The 15370-nt window shown below is 70.7% G+C and carries 16 protein-coding genes; 9 read left to right on the forward strand and 7 right to left on the reverse strand.

What is annotated here, in order from left to right:
* Nucleotides 1–32: 32 nt before the first annotated feature.
* Nucleotides 33–1190, reverse strand: a complete 1158-nt coding sequence (locus F9C11_RS25040; RefSeq protein WP_409179790.1) for an NAD-dependent epimerase/dehydratase family protein — start codon at nt 1188–1190, stop codon at nt 33–35.
* Between the two features lie 188 nt (nt 1191–1378).
* Between F9C11_RS25040 and F9C11_RS25045 the strand changes: the two genes are divergently transcribed.
* Nucleotides 1379–1885 carry a GtrA family protein gene (locus F9C11_RS25045; RefSeq protein WP_409179791.1) on the forward strand — a complete coding sequence of 169 codons (507 nt, stop codon included), beginning with the start codon at nt 1379–1381 and terminating at the stop codon, nt 1883–1885.
* Here F9C11_RS25045 and F9C11_RS25050 read toward each other — a convergent pair.
* Nucleotides 1815–3989 (reverse strand): glycosyltransferase, encoded by a 2175-nt coding sequence (locus F9C11_RS25050; protein WP_409179792.1) that lies wholly within the window; start codon nt 3987–3989, stop codon nt 1815–1817. The genes F9C11_RS25045 and F9C11_RS25050 overlap by 71 nt on opposite strands.
* A complete protein-coding gene (locus F9C11_RS25055; RefSeq protein WP_409179793.1) occupies nt 3986–4930 on the reverse strand; it encodes an NAD-dependent epimerase/dehydratase family protein in 945 nt (314 codons plus the stop codon). The genes F9C11_RS25050 and F9C11_RS25055 overlap by 4 nt, the downstream gene beginning before the upstream one ends.
* A gap of 224 nt (nt 4931–5154) precedes the next feature.
* Between F9C11_RS25055 and F9C11_RS25060 the strand changes: the two genes are divergently transcribed.
* The 3 genes from F9C11_RS25060 to F9C11_RS25070 are packed head-to-tail and all read left to right on the forward strand — an operon-like array spanning nt 5155 to nt 7293.
* A complete protein-coding gene (locus F9C11_RS25060) occupies nt 5155–5598 on the forward strand; it encodes an XRE family transcriptional regulator (RefSeq protein WP_409179794.1) in 444 nt (147 codons plus the stop codon).
* The gene (locus tag F9C11_RS25065) at nt 5595–6203 is read left to right on the forward strand and encodes a hypothetical protein (protein WP_409179795.1); all 609 of its coding nucleotides are present in this window, start codon (nt 5595–5597) and stop codon (nt 6201–6203) included. Before F9C11_RS25060 ends, F9C11_RS25065 begins: the two co-directional genes overlap by 4 nt.
* Before the next feature lie 7 nt (nt 6204–6210).
* Entirely contained in the window at nt 6211–7293 is a 1083-nt protein-coding gene (locus tag F9C11_RS25070) for an MAB_1171c family putative transporter (RefSeq protein WP_409179796.1), read from the forward strand.
* Here the strand turns inward: F9C11_RS25070 and F9C11_RS25075 are convergent.
* Nucleotides 7235–7756 carry a 2'-5' RNA ligase family protein gene (locus F9C11_RS25075; RefSeq protein WP_409179797.1) on the reverse strand — a complete coding sequence of 174 codons (522 nt, stop codon included), beginning with the start codon at nt 7754–7756 and terminating at the stop codon, nt 7235–7237. The two genes, F9C11_RS25070 and F9C11_RS25075, sit on opposite strands and share 59 nt — an antisense overlap.
* Before the next feature lie 173 nt (nt 7757–7929).
* On the opposite strand from F9C11_RS25075, the gene F9C11_RS25080 reads away from it, so the two are divergent.
* The 5 genes from F9C11_RS25080 to F9C11_RS25100 all read left to right on the forward strand — a co-directional run bounded on the left by F9C11_RS25080 (nt 7930) and on the right by F9C11_RS25100 (nt 11955).
* Complete coding sequence (locus F9C11_RS25080) at nt 7930–8091, forward strand: hypothetical protein (protein WP_409179798.1); 162 nt, start codon at nt 7930–7932, stop codon at nt 8089–8091.
* Between the two features lie 123 nt (nt 8092–8214).
* Nucleotides 8215–8814 (forward strand): alpha/beta fold hydrolase, encoded by a 600-nt coding sequence (locus tag F9C11_RS25085; protein ID WP_409179799.1) that lies wholly within the window; start codon nt 8215–8217, stop codon nt 8812–8814.
* Nucleotides 8793–9008, forward strand: a complete 216-nt coding sequence (locus tag F9C11_RS25090) for an alpha/beta fold hydrolase (RefSeq protein ID WP_409179800.1) — start codon at nt 8793–8795, stop codon at nt 9006–9008. Before F9C11_RS25085 ends, F9C11_RS25090 begins: the two co-directional genes overlap by 22 nt.
* Nucleotides 9009–9518: 510 nt before the next feature.
* Nucleotides 9519–11045, forward strand: coding sequence for a CehA/McbA family metallohydrolase (locus tag F9C11_RS25095; protein ID WP_409179801.1), 1527 nt, complete (start codon nt 9519–9521; stop codon nt 11043–11045).
* A 94-nt stretch (nt 11046–11139) separates the two neighbouring features.
* Complete coding sequence (locus F9C11_RS25100) at nt 11140–11955, forward strand: hypothetical protein (RefSeq protein WP_409179802.1); 816 nt, start codon at nt 11140–11142, stop codon at nt 11953–11955.
* Nucleotides 11956–12081: 126 nt separating this feature from the next.
* Here the strand turns inward: F9C11_RS25100 and F9C11_RS25105 are convergent, their stop codons facing one another.
* From F9C11_RS25105 to F9C11_RS25115, 3 genes are all read right to left on the reverse strand, one after another.
* The gene (locus tag F9C11_RS25105) at nt 12082–12903 is read right to left on the reverse strand and encodes a class I SAM-dependent methyltransferase (RefSeq protein WP_409179803.1); all 822 of its coding nucleotides are present in this window, start codon (nt 12901–12903) and stop codon (nt 12082–12084) included.
* On the reverse strand, nt 12839–13693 hold the full coding sequence (locus F9C11_RS25110) for a trypsin-like serine peptidase (RefSeq protein ID WP_409179804.1): 855 nt from the start codon (nt 13691–13693) through the stop codon (nt 12839–12841). Before F9C11_RS25110 ends, F9C11_RS25105 begins: the two co-directional genes overlap by 65 nt.
* Before the next feature lie 1142 nt (nt 13694–14835).
* The gene (locus F9C11_RS25115; RefSeq protein ID WP_409179805.1) at nt 14836–15291 is read right to left on the reverse strand and encodes a hypothetical protein; all 456 of its coding nucleotides are present in this window, start codon (nt 15289–15291) and stop codon (nt 14836–14838) included.
* Nucleotides 15292–15370: the final 79 nt, after the last annotated feature.

Raw genomic sequence — 15370 nt, forward strand, 5'->3', positions numbered from 1 at the left:
ATTTTCGCGACGGAGGGGGAGAGCAGCGGAAATCAGGAGGTTTCGACGGCCCCGCGCCAGCGCACCGCCGGGCGCAGCCGCTCGTCGTTCACCCGGTGCTTGTTCGCGCCGACGATGTCGAACATCGACTCGATCAGCGTGTCCGACAGCAGATGCGGCTCCAGCCCGAGTTCGAGCAGCCCGGTGTGCTTGACGTTGTAGTAGTGCTCCGGCTGCTCCACCCGCGGGTTGTCGAGGTTCTCGATCTGCACCGGCCCGGGGAAGCGGTCCGCGACGACCTCGGCGATCCGGCGCACCGACATGCTCTCGGTCATCTGGTTGAACACCCGGAACTCGCCGCGCGCGGCCGGGTTCTCCACGGCCAGCCGGATGCACTCGACGGTGTCGCGGATGTCGATCAGCCCGCGCGTCTGCCCGCCCTTGCCGTACACCGTGAGCGGCTGCCCCAGCACGGCCTGGATGACGAACCGGTTGAGCACCGTGCCGAACACCGCGTCGTAGTCGAAGCGCGTGGCCAGCCGCGGGTCGAGCGCGGTCTGCGGCGTCTGCTGGCCGTACACGACGCCCTGGTTGAGGTCGGTCGCGCGCAGGTCCCAGACCCGGCAGGCGAACTCGATGTTGTGCGAATCGTGCACCTTCGACAGGTGGTAGAACGAACCCGGTTTCTTCGGGTACAGCATCCGGTCGCGGCGGCCGTTGTGCTCGACCTCGAGCCAGCCTTCCTCGATGTCGATGTTCGGGGTGCCGTACTCGCCCATCGTGCCCAGTTTGACCAGGTGGATGTCCGGGTCGGTCTCGGCGATGGCGTACAGCAGGTTGAGGTTGCCGACCACGTTGTTGTGCTGCGTGTAGACCGCGTGCTCGCGGTCGATCATCGAATACGGCGCGGACCGCTGCTCGGCGAAATGCACGATCGCCGAAGGCCGGAATTCCCGTACCGCGGCGAACAGGAACTCCGCGTCGAGCAGGTCGCCTTCGTAGCGCGCGATGCGTTTTCCGGACACCTCGTGCCACGCGTCGGTGCGGGTGCTCAGGTCCTCGATCGGGACGAGGCTCTCGGCTCCGAGCTCGACGTCGTACTGCCGCCGCGCGAAGTTGTCCAGAACAGCCACTTCGTGGCCTTTGTCCGACAAGTGGAGCGCGGTGGGCCAGCCCAGGTAGCCGTCACCGCCGAGAACCAGCACTCGCATCCGGAGCACCCTTTCCTTTCGTCTTCGCGACAGGCACGGCCTTTCGTTCTGACACGGCGCCGGTGTCGCGGTGGCGGATCCGAACCTAATCGCCCGCCGCTGATCGGCGGCTGGCAGTCAGCTGTGAATCCGCTGTGGGCCGGGGGGCCGCGCGGCGGAGCCGGCGGCCCGAGGGGAGACTGAGGACTATGACGACGGTAGCCAACCCGGCGAACCCCCGCACGGCGGAAGAATCGCCCAAGCCGCGCCGCCGCGGCCTGGCCCGGTTCGTCCGCGCGGCCGCCAGTTCGGTGGCCGCGACCCTGCTCAGCCAGGCCGCGCTGATCGCGGTGCTCGCCGCGGACGGGGCTCCCTGGCTGGCCGGCGCGTGCGCGTTCGCGGCCGGGGCGGTGCTGAACTTTTTCCTGACGCGGCGCTGGGTGTGGGGCCGCCGCGGCCGTCCCGAACCGGTCCGCGAACTGCTGCCCTACGTCGTCGTCATCTCGCTCGGCGGCCTCGCCTCGGTCGGCCTGACCACGCTCGCCGGGCATCTGCTCGCGCCGCTGCACCTGCCGCACTTCTGGTGGGTCGTGCTGCTCGACGCGGCGTACGTGATCAGCTACGCCCTGGTGTTCGTCGCGAAGTTCACGATGCTCGACCGGTTCGTTTTCGGCCGCGGCGCAGCACGTACCCGCGCCACCACGTCCCTGTCATGACCCGCGCGTAGTTCGCGCCGTACACGAGGCTGCCGCCCTTTTTGCTCTTGCCCGCCTTGCGCAGCCGCATGCTCATCGGCCGTTCGAGCACGCGCGCGCCCAGCGCAGTCGCGCCCAGCAACAGCTCCGACGACTGGTACTGCGGTTCGTTCAGCGGGATCGCGCACGCGAGTTCCGCGCGCAGCGAACGGAATCCGAACGACGTGTCGGTGATCCGCCGCCAGGTGAGCACCGACGCCAGCCACGCGAACACGCGCACGCCGACCCAGCGCATCCGGCTGTCGGCCTCTTCGTGGCCCAACCGCCGGGAGCCGGTCACGAAGTCCGCGGTGCCGTCCAGCAGCGGCGCGAGAAGTTCGGCCATTTCGCTGTTGTCGTACTGACCGTCGCCGTCGGTGGTGACTATGTATTTAGCGCCGTTCTCCGCGGCAAGGTGATACCCGAGGCGCAGCGCGGCGCCCTGGCCGCGGTTAGTCGGCGCGACGCACACGTACGCGCCATGGTCTTCCGCGATGGCCGCAGTGTTGTCCGTGCCGCCGTCTACGACCACCAGGACGTCGACTGGCAGCCCGAGGCATTCGTCGGGCATTTTTTCCAGCACCTGGCCGATGCCGTCGGCTTCGTTGTACGCGGCGATCACCACGGTCAGTTCGGACAGCTTCGCGCCGGGATGCCGGCCGTGGAAGTCCGCGATCGCGCCTTCGTCGACAGCGTCCGGATAACTGCCGAGACGACGACGGCTCGCCACGGTGAGCGTGGTGAACCCGAGCGCCCCGGCGATCGGCAGCAGCACGAGCGCGGGAAGCTGGTAGCGCCAGGAAAACTCGAACACCGCGGACCCGAACAGCAGGAGCAACCCGGTGCTCGCAGCGAACAACGCACCGCTGCGCGCCGGATGCCGGGGTTTCTTGCGCCGCAGCAGGGTCAGCAGGCCGAGCAGCGCGAAGAACCCGAGCACGGCGCCGGGCACGAACCCGCCGTTGAGCTGGTAGGCGCGCAGGAACGCCGCGATCGGCTCGTTCACCTGCGGGTCGGTGCCGTCGTACTGCTGCGTGACCGCCTTGACCGCGGCCGGTTCGGCGAACTCCGGATAGGCCAGCTGGAACTGCCATCGGTCGATCGGCACGTCGGTGGGCGCGGTGGAGCGGGTGAACTGGAAGCTCTTGCCGAAGTCGCCGAGGATCGCCGTCGCGACGTCCCACCATTGCGCTTTCAGCGTGGTCACCGCGAATTCGTGCGCCAGCGCGCCCTTGTCCGCGCCCGGCGGCAGCGGGCCGGGCCACGCCGGGTCGAGGTCGGCGTGCGTGTAGTTGTCGACCATCCGGTTCTCGACCGGCTCGGCGGGACAGAACTGCCGGACGACCGGGTCGAGCTGGAGTTTCGCGCAGTCCGCGACCGCTGCGGTGCGGCCGTAGAGCATGCTGCCGGACGGCCCGCTCAACCCCCAGTTCCCGGTCTCTGCCTTGACTTTCGCCGCGTACGGGACCAGCACGACGAGGATCGCGAGCAGCCCGGCGCCGGCGTCGCGCCAGCCGCGCCAGGAACGCCAAGCGCTGCCCGCGGCGAGCACGTACAGCAGGAACGGAGCGGCGACCGTGATGCCGATCAGCCGCACCAGCACGCCGAACCCGACCACCAGCCCGGCCAGCGCGATCCGCCGCCAGTTCGGTTTTCCCTTGGCCAGCACCAGCCACAGCAGCCCGAGCAGCAGCGCTTCGAACAGCACCTCGGCCATGATGTTCTGCTCGATCTGCACCTGGTAGGCGTCGAGCAGCAGCGGCGCGGCGGCCAGCGCGCCCACCCAGCGGCGCGCGCCGAGCCGCCGGGCCAGCGCGTAGCTTCCGACCGCGATCGCCAGCCCGCCCAGATGCTGCACGGCGGCGACGACCGACAGCCCGCCGACCGCGAGCAGCGGCTTCAGCAGCAGGTCGTAGCCGACCGGGTTGATCCCGTCGGCGCGCAGGCCCCGCAGATTGTCCAGGTACCGGAAGGAATCGATGTACAGCAGCGCGGGCCGGTAGGCGATCCAGGACAGCACCCGCAGCGTGGTTCCCGCGACGAGGAGCACCAGCAGGAACGCGTGGCGGCGGAGGAATCCGGTCACGGCGCCTCGGCCCGGTCCAGCCCGGAGAAGTACTTCCAGGCCGTGGCGAGCCCGTCGGCGAGGCTGATTTCCGGGCGGTAGCCGATGGTTTCCGCGCTCGCCGAGACGTCCACGACCACCGCGGGCATCTCGCCGGCCGGCGCGGGCACGTGTTCGACCGGCAGCTCGGCACCGGTCACCGCGCGCACGGTCTCGACCATTTCCAGCACCGACACCGAATGTCCGGCACCCACGATCGCACGGCCGGTGTAGCCGCTTTCGTAGGCGAGCGCGACCGCGCGCACGACGTCGTCTACATGCACAAGGTCGCGACGCTGCTCTCCGGTGCCGTACACCCGCACGCCTTCATTCTTCAACGCCGCGCGCATCATTCGCGGGACGAAGCTGTCTTTGTGCGACATGCCAGGCCCGTACACGTTGGTGAAGCGCAACGTGCACGTCGTGATCCCGTACGCGCCCGCGTAGCCCGACAGCAGCATCTCGCAGGCCGCTTTCGTGGCACCGTAGGGCGTAAGCGGCTTCGTGGGCAGGTCGACCGTGATGGTGTTAGTGCCGACATCGCCGATCACTGCGTTCGTGGAAGCGAGAATGAAACGCGGCACCTCGCGTACGCGGCACAGTTCGAGAAGTTCTTGTGTCACTGCGACGTTCTCCGCGTACGTGTCGCGCGGCAGCTCCACTGACTTCAGCACGGACGTCAGTGCGGCAAGGTGCACAATCCCGCCGACGCCGGCCTCGACAGCTGCTTCGCGCGTTTCGGCGTCACGCAGATCTCCGACGACGACGCGCACTCCCTCGTCCGTCGTCTCGTAGCGCACGCGGTCCACGACAGTGACCGGATAACCGCGCTTACGAAACTCGCGCACGACAGCGCGGCCGATGAAGCCGCTTCCGCCGGTGACGACGACGGGTGTCCTTTCGGGACTGGGGCGGAGTGTCATGGCGCACAACCTACCTCCGCGGCCTGTGCGGCACTTGTGCGTCCCGCGCGCGGACGGGCGCGGGACCGCGTGCGGGCACCCCCAGCGACCGCACGCGGATCCCGGTGTTTAGTTTTCTAAACGATGCGCGGGGCGAGTGTAGCCGTAACGGGACAGTTGGTGTCAAGTTTTCGGGACGGTTATGCTGGACGCTGTTACGGAGACGGAACGGTGGTGGGGGCGGCATGGCCGAGCAGGGGCAGGAGCGCAGCTTCGCGGAACGGCTGGCGCACCTGATCGCGACCGTGCACCCGCCGGACCGCAAGCCCTACTCCTACCGCGAGATCGCCCAGGGCGTCGCGGACACGACCGGCGTCCGCATGTCGGCCACGCACGTCCAGCAGCTGGCCGTGGGCGCGCGGCGCGACCCGAAGCGGTCGCACATCCAGGCGCTCGCCCGGTTCTTCGGCGTTCCGGTCACCTACTTCTTCGACGACGAGGTCGCCGGCCGGGTGGACGAACAGGTCGCCGACGTCGTGGCCTGGCGCGACACCCAGGCCCGCGACCTGGCGCAGCGGGCGATGCGGCTGTCCGAGCGCGACCGGCAGACCGTTTCCGCCCTGATGGACCAGCTCGGCAGCTACGCCGAGGGCCGCGAGCGCACCCGGCGCGGGCGCAAGCCCGAGTGACCCGGGCGGCTATGCTGGCGACGGCCGGAGCGCCGGGGACCCCCTGGTGCGCCCGGCTGGTCCAGCCGCCGATCGCCTCGGGAGGGGACATCGACCCGACCGTGCGAGCGCGCGCCCGCGACCGGGTGCGCGACCTGCTGCGGCACGTGCCCGCCCCGCGGCCGTGGTCGATGAACGCGTGGATCGACCGGCTGGAACGCCACCGCGGCCGCGACATCGACCTGGTCGCCGTCGGCTACGCGCCCGGCCAGCCCTCCGGCGCGTGGCAGCGGCACGACGACTTCGACCTGATCGCGTACGCGGCCGGCACGTCGCCGCTGCACCAGGACCACATCATCGCCCACGAAATCGCGCACTTGCTGTGCGAGCACCGCGGCGAGTGCGTGCTCACCGACGCCGAAGCGGCGACGCTCGCGCCGGATCTCAGCGCGCACCTGCTGTCGCATCTGCTCACCCGTGTCACCACGAATGCCGACGAGTACGAAGCGGAGCTGTTCGCGGTGTTCTTGATGAGCGCCGCCACGGCGGACGACGCGCAGTTGCGGCCAGGCGCTTCCGGCCCGGCAGCGGATCGCGCGCGGCGCTTCGCGTCGCTGCTCGGGTAGTGCGCGAATGATCGACGTTCTGTTCTTCGGGGTCGGCCTGCTCGCTCTCGCGGTCGGGATCTGGCGCGCGGTGCGAGCGCGGCGGACCGGTGCGGGCGCGGGGCTCGCGATCAGCCTGATCGCGCTCGGCGTCGCGTTGTGCTTGCTCGCGGACAGCGCGCAGAAGATCGAGAGCCAGCTGTACCCGAGCCTGGGGCGGCTGCTGTCGAACCTCGCGACGATGGTGGCTGCGTACGGCATTGAAGTGACTGTCGCGGAGATCGGTGGCGTCGCGGAGCGTCGACGGCGCGCGCGGCTCGGGGCGTTGATTGTCGCGCTCGTCGTGCTCACTGCGTCGTTCTTCGCGACGCGCGGGCTGCCGACGGGCGTCGGGCTCTTCGACGAGCTGTACCGGTCGAATCCGACGCTGGTCGTCTACATCGCCGTCTACACGCTGTACCTCGGCTTGGCGGTGGCGGACATCGCCGTGGTGTCCGCCGGAGCGGTGCGCGCGGGCACTGGCGCGCTGCGTGCTGGGCTGGGCCTCATGCTCGCGGCCTGTGTGTTCGCATTCGCTTACCTCGTCGGCAAAATTGTCGATCTGATCAGTGATCTGACTGCCGAGCATCCGGTCGCGAAACTGTGCCGCGGCGCGTTTTCGACAGTTCGGTGCACGCTCGCGGTCGGGTTTCCGGCGATTTCGGTGCTGCTGATCGTGGTGGGGCTGACGGTGCCCGCGTTGCCCGCGCTGGGCCGGTCAGTGCGCGACGCGCGGACGCGGGCGGCGTTGCGGCCGCTGCGGCAGCACCTGGCTTCGCGGTATCCGGACATCGTCCGCCTTGACGACGCTTCGGGGACCGGCCGGGAGCGGCTGCTGACGATGATGAGCGAGATCAACGACGGACTGCTGCTGTCCGGCGTCGGTCCCGAATTGCCGCCGAGCGCGGCGGCGCGGATGGTGCGCAGCTCGGAGACGGTGCCGGACGAGCCCGCGGCATCGCCGGCGCGGGCCCCGGAGACCGCGTTCGAGGCCGATGTGGCCCGGCTGCGGGCTATCGCGGAGGCGTTCCGAGCGGAGCCGACAGCCGGAGCTGCCAACCCTCCTCGGTGAGCACGACGAGGTGCAGCGTTTCCGCTCGAGCGGTGAGCGGCAGCGCGGCTCGGGCTCGTTCGGCGACCTCGGCGAGCTGGTCGTCAGTGCCGCCGAGGGCGATCGTCAGATGCGCTGGCGGGTGCGCCCCGAAGCGGCCGCCGTACGGGGGCACGTCGGGCCAGCGATCGCACACGGCGTCGGCGAGGGGCTGCAGCGCGGGGGCGGCCGCGGCGACGAACCCGGGCGCGGTGACCAGATCGGTCAGCTGCGCTTCCGTCGCGGGGAAGCTGCCGGCGAGCTGACTGACCGCGGCGTCGGTCGCCTCGGTGAGCTGGTCGGCGGGCAGGAACGGGTACAGCGCCGTGACGTGCGGCGGAAGGCCGGGACGGACGAGTCCGGGGTCGACGGCCGCGGCGGTTTCGAGCAGGACGGCGGCGGAGGGGAGCGTGACGACGAGCGCGCTGGTTCCGGGCTTGGGCACGGCCCCGATCCTGCCGGACCGCCCGCGCGGACGCGCCGGAAGGGCCCTTCGGGCGCGGGAAAGGAAAGGCAACCCTTTCTTTTCCGGTTTCATCCGGGAATTCCGCGCACACCGAACCCTAAGTCTTCCCCAAGTCCGGAGCCGGCGATTCTTTCCGGTCCTACACTCGGTGGATGAAGATCGTCCTATGGACCGCATTGTGCGGATTGTGCGCCGTCGCCGGCCACGTGCTCCTGGGCGTCGTGGCAGGTTTCCTTCTGCTGGCTTGCGTTCCGCGCCGCCCCGCTCCGGGCCGGCCGGCGCCCGAACGGGAATTGATCAGCTCTCTCGGCTGACGTTCCGGGGAATTCTCCCGGAAATCGCCGCCCCCGCGGCCGGCCGTCCTCCTCCCGGCGGCCGGAGTCCCGGAATTGTCGGCGCCGTGCGGTACAACGGTGGCCGGCGAACAGGGAGGAACGATGCATTACGTCGAACACGGTTCCGGCACGCCGGTGCTGGCCGTGCACGGCTGGACGCCGGACCACCGCCTGATGACCGGCTGTCTCGAGCCGGTCTTCGCGCGGCGGCCCGGATTCCGGCGGATCTACCCGGACCTGCCCGGGATGGGCGAATCGCCCGCCGGGTCCGCGCGCGGGTCGGACGACCTCGTCGCGGCGCTGGAGGACCCGGTGGACGACCTGATCGGCGACGAGCCGTTTCTGCTGGTCGGGGAGTCGTACGGCGGTTACCTGGCGCGGGGGCTGACCCGGGCGCGGCCGGCGCGGGTCGCCGGGCTCGCGCTGGTGTGCCCGGTCGCCCGCCCGGTGCCGGTGCTGGAGCGGGACGTGCCGGACCACGAGGTGCTGCGCGCCGACCCGGAGCTGATGGCGGGGCTCGATCCGGCGGAGGCGGCGGAGTACGGGGAGATGGCGGTGGTCCGGAAACGCTGGCGCGCTTCCGGGCGGACGTCGCGCCGGGCCTGGCAGTCGCCGACCGGGCCGCGCTGCGGCGGATGCTGGCGGGCTGGCGGTTGTCGGTCGATCCGGAAAGCGGTCCGGTGTACCGGAAACCGGCGCTGATCGTGTGCGGGGGGCAGGACGCGTCCACCGGATTCGCGGAGCCGTACGGGTTGCTGGCGCACTATCCGCGGGCGAGCTACGCGGTCCTCGACCGGGCGGGGCACAACCTGCAGTTCGAGCAGCCGGTGTTGTTCGAGGCGCTGCTGGAGGAATGGCTGGACCGCGTGATGGAGGGGAGTGGTGCGGCGGGGTGAGCGGCCGGTGTCGCGCGGTGGCCGGCGGGGCTGGCGTTGCCGGAGCGGTCCGAAGGCTTAGGGGATGGTCTTGCCGTTGCTCGGTTCGTTCCGGATTGCGCTGATCTCCGGACGCGCTCGCGGTTAAGACCATCGAGGCGGGCGGAGGGCGCGGCCTGCTGTGCTGACGGTGCGGTTCTTCCGGCTGAGGTGAGCGCTTCTGGGCCCGGCGGTCGTCGTTGGCGGTGATGCCGTTGGGGTGTTGTCGGGTGCGCGGCCTGCGACACCGCGGTTCTTTGGCGAGCGCGCGGCCTGCTAGTCGGGTGTCAGCCCAGGAATCGACGTGGCCGGTGGAGAGCGCGGATGAGCCCGGCGAGGCTGGCGGTGAAGGTGTCGTGTCCGGTCGCCCCGCGATGGGAGCGGCGTTCTCGGCGAGAGGAGGCGAGTCGCCGAGTGTTCACCGGAGCGTCGTTGAAGGGGGTGGTCCCGGCGGTTAGCGTCGGCGCGACTTCTTCGCCGCGGAGGTAGGCCATGTCCACTGGGGAACTCAACCGGCGCACCTTGTTCCGGGCCGGAAGCGTCGTCGCCGCGGGCGCGGCGATGACCATGCTGCCGGGCGTCTCGTTCGCGGCGCCCGCGCCCGGCTCCGGGCAGCAGACGAAGACCGTCGCCGGCACCTTCCGCCCGGACGTGCCGGACTGGTACTACCTCCCGGTCGACGTGCCGCGCGGGGTGAAGCAGATCGACGTGGTCTACTCCTACGACAAGCCGTCGGTGCCGGCCGGGACGCGCGGAAATGCTTGCGACATCGGGATGTTCGGCCCGGAGGGGCACGAACTGGGCACCCGCCGCGGGTTCCGCGGCTGGTCCGGCGGGTTCCGCGACCGGTTCTCGATCAGCGCCGCCGAGGCGACCCCCGGCTACCTCGCCGGGCCGATCGCGCCCGGCCGCTGGCACGTGATCCTCGGCCCGTACACGGTCGCGCCGCAGGGGTTGAACTACCGCGTCGACATCACGCTGACCTTCGGCCGGGACACCTCGAAGCCGTTCCGGCCGAACCCGGCCCCGGAGACCGCGCCCGCGCGCGACCGCGGCCGGTCCTGGTACCGCGGCGACTCGCACCTGCACACCGTCCACTCCGACGGCAGGCGCACGCCCGAGCAGCTGGTGGCGGACGCGCGGGCGGCCGGTCTGGACTTCATCGTGTCCACCGACCACAACACGTCCAGCTCGCAGCTGGTGTGGGGCGACTACGCCACCGACGACCTGCTGATCCTGAACGGCGAGGAGGTCACCACGCGGTCCGGGCACTGGCCCGCGATCGGGCTCCCGGCCGGCACGTGGATCGACTGGCGCTACCGCGCTTCCGACCCGCGCGACTTCCGGCGGTTCGCCGACCAGGTGCACCGGGCGGGCGGCCTGGTCACCGCCGCGCACCCGTTCGCGAACTGCTTCGGCTGCACGTACGAATTCGCCTACGAGATCGCCGACCTCGTCGAGGTCTGGAACGGCCCGTGGAGCCCGGAGGACGAAGCGAGCGTCACGCACTGGGACGGCCTGCTGCGCGGCGGCCGGTGGATCCCGGCGATCGGCGATTCCGACGCGCACAACCCGGACCACACCGTGGCGCTCCCGCACACCGTCGTCCAGGCCGACCGGCTGGGCCGCGCCGAACTGCTCGCCGGGCTCAAAGCGGGCCGGTCGTGGCTCGCCGAATCGAAGGACGTGCAGCTGGACTTCTCCGTCTCCGGCGCGGGCCGCACCGCGGGCATCGGCGGACGGCTCGCCGCGGGCACCGGCGTGCCGGTCGAGGTGCGCGCGGTCGTGCGCGGAGTGCCGGGAACGACCGTGACGTTCCTCGACCAGCTCGGGCCGGAGCACAGCGAGACCGTCCCGGAGTCCGGCGCCGCGACTGTCACGTGGACGACGTACCCGCGCTACAGCCGCTGGGTCCGGGTCGAGGTGCGGCGCCCGTCGGGAGGCCCGAAGACGACGACGCCGAACGCCATGGTCGCCCTGTCGAACCCGATCTTCCTGGGCGCCGCCGACGCCGGCTGACCCGACCCGAGCGTCTCGCGGCCGGAACGCCCGGGCAGACTGTGCACTTGGAGTGGGCAGTGGGGAAGGGCGGGCACGGGTGCGCGGGTGTGGCGTGCGAGCGGCGATCCTTGCGGTCGTCGTGGCTCTCGCGGCCGTGGTGGTCGTAGTGGTCATGTTTTCGAGCAGTGACGAGGTGAAGACCCCGGGCTGCACTGTGGCGTTGCCGAAGGGACCGAACGACGCCTCCGCGCCGCAGTACACGCTGCAACCGGAACCCATGAACAACGCCGCGATCATCGCCGCCGTCGGGATCAAACAGGGCCTGCCCTCGCACGCGGTGACGGTCGCCCTCGCGACCGCCCTGCAGGAGTCGAAACTCCGCAACCTGAGCGGCGGCGACCGGGATTCGGTAGGCCTGTTCCAGCAGCGGCCGAGCCAAGGCTGGGGCACTCCCGCCCAGCTTCAGGACCCGGTCTACTCGGCGACGGAGTTCTACAAGAAACTCGCGAAACTCGACAACTGGCAGACGATCCCCATCACCGAAGCGGCGCAGGCGGTGCAACGCTCCGGCGCCCCCGACGCGTACGCCCAGTGGGAAGACGAAGCCACCGCGCTGACCGGCGCGCTGACCGGGCAGTACCCCGCCGCGCTGACCTGCCGCAACCTGACGCTGAACCCGCCAGCGAACCTGGTGACAGTCGCGAACGCCGAACTGGGCACCGCCCGCCTGAGCGGAGCACACCCGTCCGCGGAGGGCTGGCGAATCGCGAGCTGGCTGGTGGCACGCGCGGCGAAACTGGGCGTCGACCGGGTGAGTTTCGCCGGCCAGACGTGGACGGCAGAGGCCGGGGCATGGGCCGCAGATGAGAAGGCGGGGCAGAATCTCTCGCTGCATCAGGCGCCGGTTGCGCCGCCTAGTTCCAGCTGACCGGATGGGCGCGCCGAGCCGGCACCGCGGGATTTCGGCGCCTTTTGGGGCAGTGCCTGGTCATTCGGCTTGAGACGCCCTGCGCGGGTCAAGTGCCTGCGGTCGCCGTGGCGAGAACTCGGCGCCTCAACTCGAAAGCAGCCAGTGTCTGGACGCCTTCCCGGTGAAGGGATTGCAGCGCGGGATCGTCGCCCGGGTCGAGAGCCGCGGCTTCCTCCCACATCGCCCGTTCCGCCACTGTGCGCGTTCCCGAACCGCGACGTTCGTGAATCCTGAATCTCTGAGCCGGGTTTCGGTGCGGACCGCCCGGATCCGTGCCGGCACGCGTTCGTCCGCGTGATCGACGGCCTCCCAAGTCGTCAACGCGACGCGTCCGCCCGGACGGAGCACTCGCCGCATCTCCTCGAATGCTGCGGCTGTCGGCTGGAACTGAATCGCGTCGACGCACACGACCGCGTCCACCGAATCGTCCGGCAGTGCCGTGTCGGCGAACTCTCCCAGCCGGAACTCGGCGGCCCCGGTACCGAACCCCCGGGCCTGGTCGAGCGCGGCCGGTGCGAAGTCGATGCCGATCAGCCGCGCCCCGGTGCGGGAGGCGATCTCGAGGCCGTACCCGCCGCGTCCGCACGCCAGATCCAGCAACCGGTTTCCCGGATCGAGCCGCAGCGCCTCTGCAACTTCCGCGACGCCGTCCAGGTGAACAGGCTGCTCGACAGCAGTCGCGGCGGCAGCCCGAGGTGCCGCTGGTGGATTTCGTCGCGGGCGGTGCTGCCGCGCATGGTCGAGTACCACTAATCCTCTGCCGACGTTCCCGACCCGGAACTCATCGCAGCCCCTCCGCCGCTCGAACCTTATGCGGAAGTGCGGAGTTTCGGGGTGCCAATCAGCTGATGGCGGAGCGGTAGAGCTGGGCGATGTCGTCGTCGAAGTAGGCGCTGTAGGAGACATCCGGGGTGGCGCCGCCGGTTTGGTAGCCGCCGATGGCTCCGATGACGGTGCCGGTTCCGGTGCTCGGGTTCTGGTCGACGACCCAGGGGCCGCCGCTGGTGCCGTCGGGGAAGCCGGGGCAGGCGACGCGTTGCTGGTAGGCGTCGGATTGGGTCGTGGCGCCGGTGCAGACGACTGGTTGTTCGGCGCCGTTGGGATAGCCGGTGAGGGTGATGGTGTGGGAGAAGCCTTGGTTGGTGCCCAGCTGGTTGGCTCCGGTGAGGCTTTCGAGGCTCGCGGAGCCGGGCTGGGCGACCTTGAGGAACGCGAAGTCGAGGTCCTGATCGGACGAGGACTTCCAGCCGTCCGCGAGGACCGCAGCGGTGACCTGCCAGGTGCCGTACGGGGCGATGCCGTCGTGGTAACCGGGTTTGAAGGTGACGCCGGAGACGTCGCCGCTGACGCAGTGCGCGGCGGTGAGGAGCAGGTCGCCGGTGGGGCTGTGCACCACGCTGGCCGAGCAGAAGTGGTTGCCGCCGGAGAACAGCGCGCCGACTGCCGGGCTTGCTTTGCCGGTCGCCGGGGTGCTGCTGGACGCTGAGGTGCCGCCGGTCGCTGGGGTGCCGCCGGTCGCCGGGGTGCTGCTGGACGCGGTGCTCGTCGCCGTGCCGCGCGGGGTGCCGGGGCTGCTCGGCTGGCCGGTCGAGATGGTGACGTCAGCGGTGTCGACGACGGCGTTGGCGCCGCCGGTCGCGACGATCGCCGCCGCGGCGCAGACGACCAGCGCGCTCCGGGAAACGTTGACCTTCACGCTTCAAGATGACCATGCCGACGCCCGGCGGGCATCCCGTGCGGCCGGATGCACAGCAACCTCACAGCGCTCGCACATCGGCTCACAGCAGGGGATCCGGGCCGGTGCGGCTGAGATTTTCCACCCTCGCGGGGGTGGGTGGGCTGCGAAGTGAGGGCCTCCTCTCGGTGCGTTGGATCCGCCTCGGGCCGCCGGGGGTGACCGGCCAGCCTGGGGGACTGGCCGGTCATCTGCCTGCTGTGCGGGCAGCCCGGGGCGCTGCCGGGCCCGCGACTAGCCGGGCTGGGTGGGTGGTCGCGGTCGAATATGGGTTGGCGGGAGCGGTGTCTTGGGCGGGTTAGGTCGGGTGGTGCGTGAGTCGAGCTGGCGGTTGTCCGGGTGGTGGCGGTTGGTCGTGGGGTTGGTTTGGGTGGTGGCGTGCGGGGTTAGGTCGGGTGGTGTCTGAGCCGAGGTGACGGTGGTGGGTGGTGGTCGGTCGTGGGGTTGGCGGGGTGTCTTGGGCGGGTCAGGTTGGGTGGTGCGTGAGTCGAGCTGGCGGTGGTGGGTGGTCGCGGTCGGCTGTGGGTTGGCGGTGTCTTGGGCGGGTTAGGTCGAGTGGTGTCTGAGCCGTGCTGGCGGTTGTCTGGTGGTGGCGGTCGGTCGTGGGGCTGGCTGGGGTGGTGGCACGCGCGGTTAGATCGCGCGATGCCCGGGACGAGCTGGTGATTGTCTGGGCGGTTGCGGTCGGCTGCGGGATTGGTTCGGGTTGTGGGGGCGGGCGGTCAGGCCGAGCGACGCCCGAGCCGAGGTGGCGGTTGGCCGCGCTGGCGGGCAAGGTGCTCGGCGGACGCGGCCGTCCCCGGACGGAGGCGGCGGGCGGCTGATCCGCCGGTGAAGCCGCCGGTCAGGTCGCCGGCAAAGCCGCCGGTGAAGCCTCCGGTAAAGCCGCCGGTGAAGTCGCCGGGCAAATCGGGCGCGTGGATGGCGTTTGGTCGTGGCCTCCCGTGGATGCCGTTGCTTGGCGGAGTCGTCGGTCGTTCGCGGCTGTTGCCGGTCCGGTCGTTGGCCACCGACCGGACCGGCAAACCGCGAGCTGCCGGAAGCCGGGCGCTAACTAGCCCCAGCTGCCTCCGGACCGAAGCGGGTGCTGCTGATCGGCATGGTCACTCGGCGTGGGTCACCAGCAGGGTTACGCCTGCTTCTCCGTCGCAGTCGACCATCACCGGGGCTGCTCCGTCGCCGGCCTTCGTGGTCAGCTTCGCCGTTGCCTTGAAGGCTTCCGGGTTCGCGTCCACGATCTTGACGTCCTTCAGGACCTGGTGGCCCGGGTAGCCGCCGATCACCTTTTTGAGGCCTTTGCCTCCGCCGCAGTTGCCGGTGATCGTGACGTCTCCGCCGGGGGCTGCCGGGTTCGGGTCGGCCTTCACGGTCGCCCTGGCGCCTTCCGGCGGCTGTTCGGCGGGCGGCTGGGCCATCGCCGCGGCGACGGCAGGCGGGGCCTGACGGTCGCCGGTCGCGGCGGTGGCGACTCCGATCGTTCCGGCTGCGATGGCGGCCGCGGCCAGTGCCGGGCCTGCGATCAGGCTGGCGTGGCGCAGGATCGAAGACTTCGCTGACATTCGGTTTCCCTCCCTCGTGGTGTCCATTGAGGACACTGTGCGGTTCGCCCGTGCACGGGTTCGTCCGGATAGTCGACGA

The sequence above is a fragment of the Amycolatopsis sp. VS8301801F10 genome (genome assembly GCF_046195355.1).
In the GTDB taxonomy this organism is placed as follows: Bacteria; Actinomycetota; Actinomycetes; order Mycobacteriales; family Pseudonocardiaceae; genus Amycolatopsis.

What these genes read in the sequence shown, in the direction of transcription:
- F9C11_RS25095 (WP_409179801.1), top strand. Translation starts at nt 9,519, where the DNA reads ATGTCCACTGGGGAACTCAACCGGCGCACCTTGTTCCGGGCCGGAAGC.
- F9C11_RS25055 (WP_409179793.1), bottom strand. Translation starts at nt 4,930, where the DNA reads ATGACACTCCGCCCCAGTCCCGAAAGGACACCCGTCGTCGTCACCGGC.
- F9C11_RS25080 (WP_409179798.1), top strand. Translation starts at nt 7,930, where the DNA reads ATGAAGATCGTCCTATGGACCGCATTGTGCGGATTGTGCGCCGTCGCC.
- F9C11_RS25115 (WP_409179805.1), bottom strand. Translation starts at nt 15,291, where the DNA reads ATGTCAGCGAAGTCTTCGATCCTGCGCCACGCCAGCCTGATCGCAGGC.
- F9C11_RS25105 (WP_409179803.1), bottom strand. Translation starts at nt 12,903, where the DNA reads ATGTCTCCTACAGCGCCTACTTCGACGACGACATCGCCCAGCTCTACC.
- F9C11_RS25040 (WP_409179790.1), bottom strand. Translation starts at nt 1,190, where the DNA reads ATGCGAGTGCTGGTTCTCGGCGGTGACGGCTACCTGGGCTGGCCCACC.
- F9C11_RS25070 (WP_409179796.1), top strand. Translation starts at nt 6,211, where the DNA reads ATGATCGACGTTCTGTTCTTCGGGGTCGGCCTGCTCGCTCTCGCGGTC.
- F9C11_RS25085 (WP_409179799.1), top strand. Translation starts at nt 8,215, where the DNA reads ATGCATTACGTCGAACACGGTTCCGGCACGCCGGTGCTGGCCGTGCAC.
- F9C11_RS25060 (WP_409179794.1), top strand. Translation starts at nt 5,155, where the DNA reads ATGGCCGAGCAGGGGCAGGAGCGCAGCTTCGCGGAACGGCTGGCGCAC.
- F9C11_RS25045 (WP_409179791.1), top strand. Translation starts at nt 1,379, where the DNA reads ATGACGACGGTAGCCAACCCGGCGAACCCCCGCACGGCGGAAGAATCG.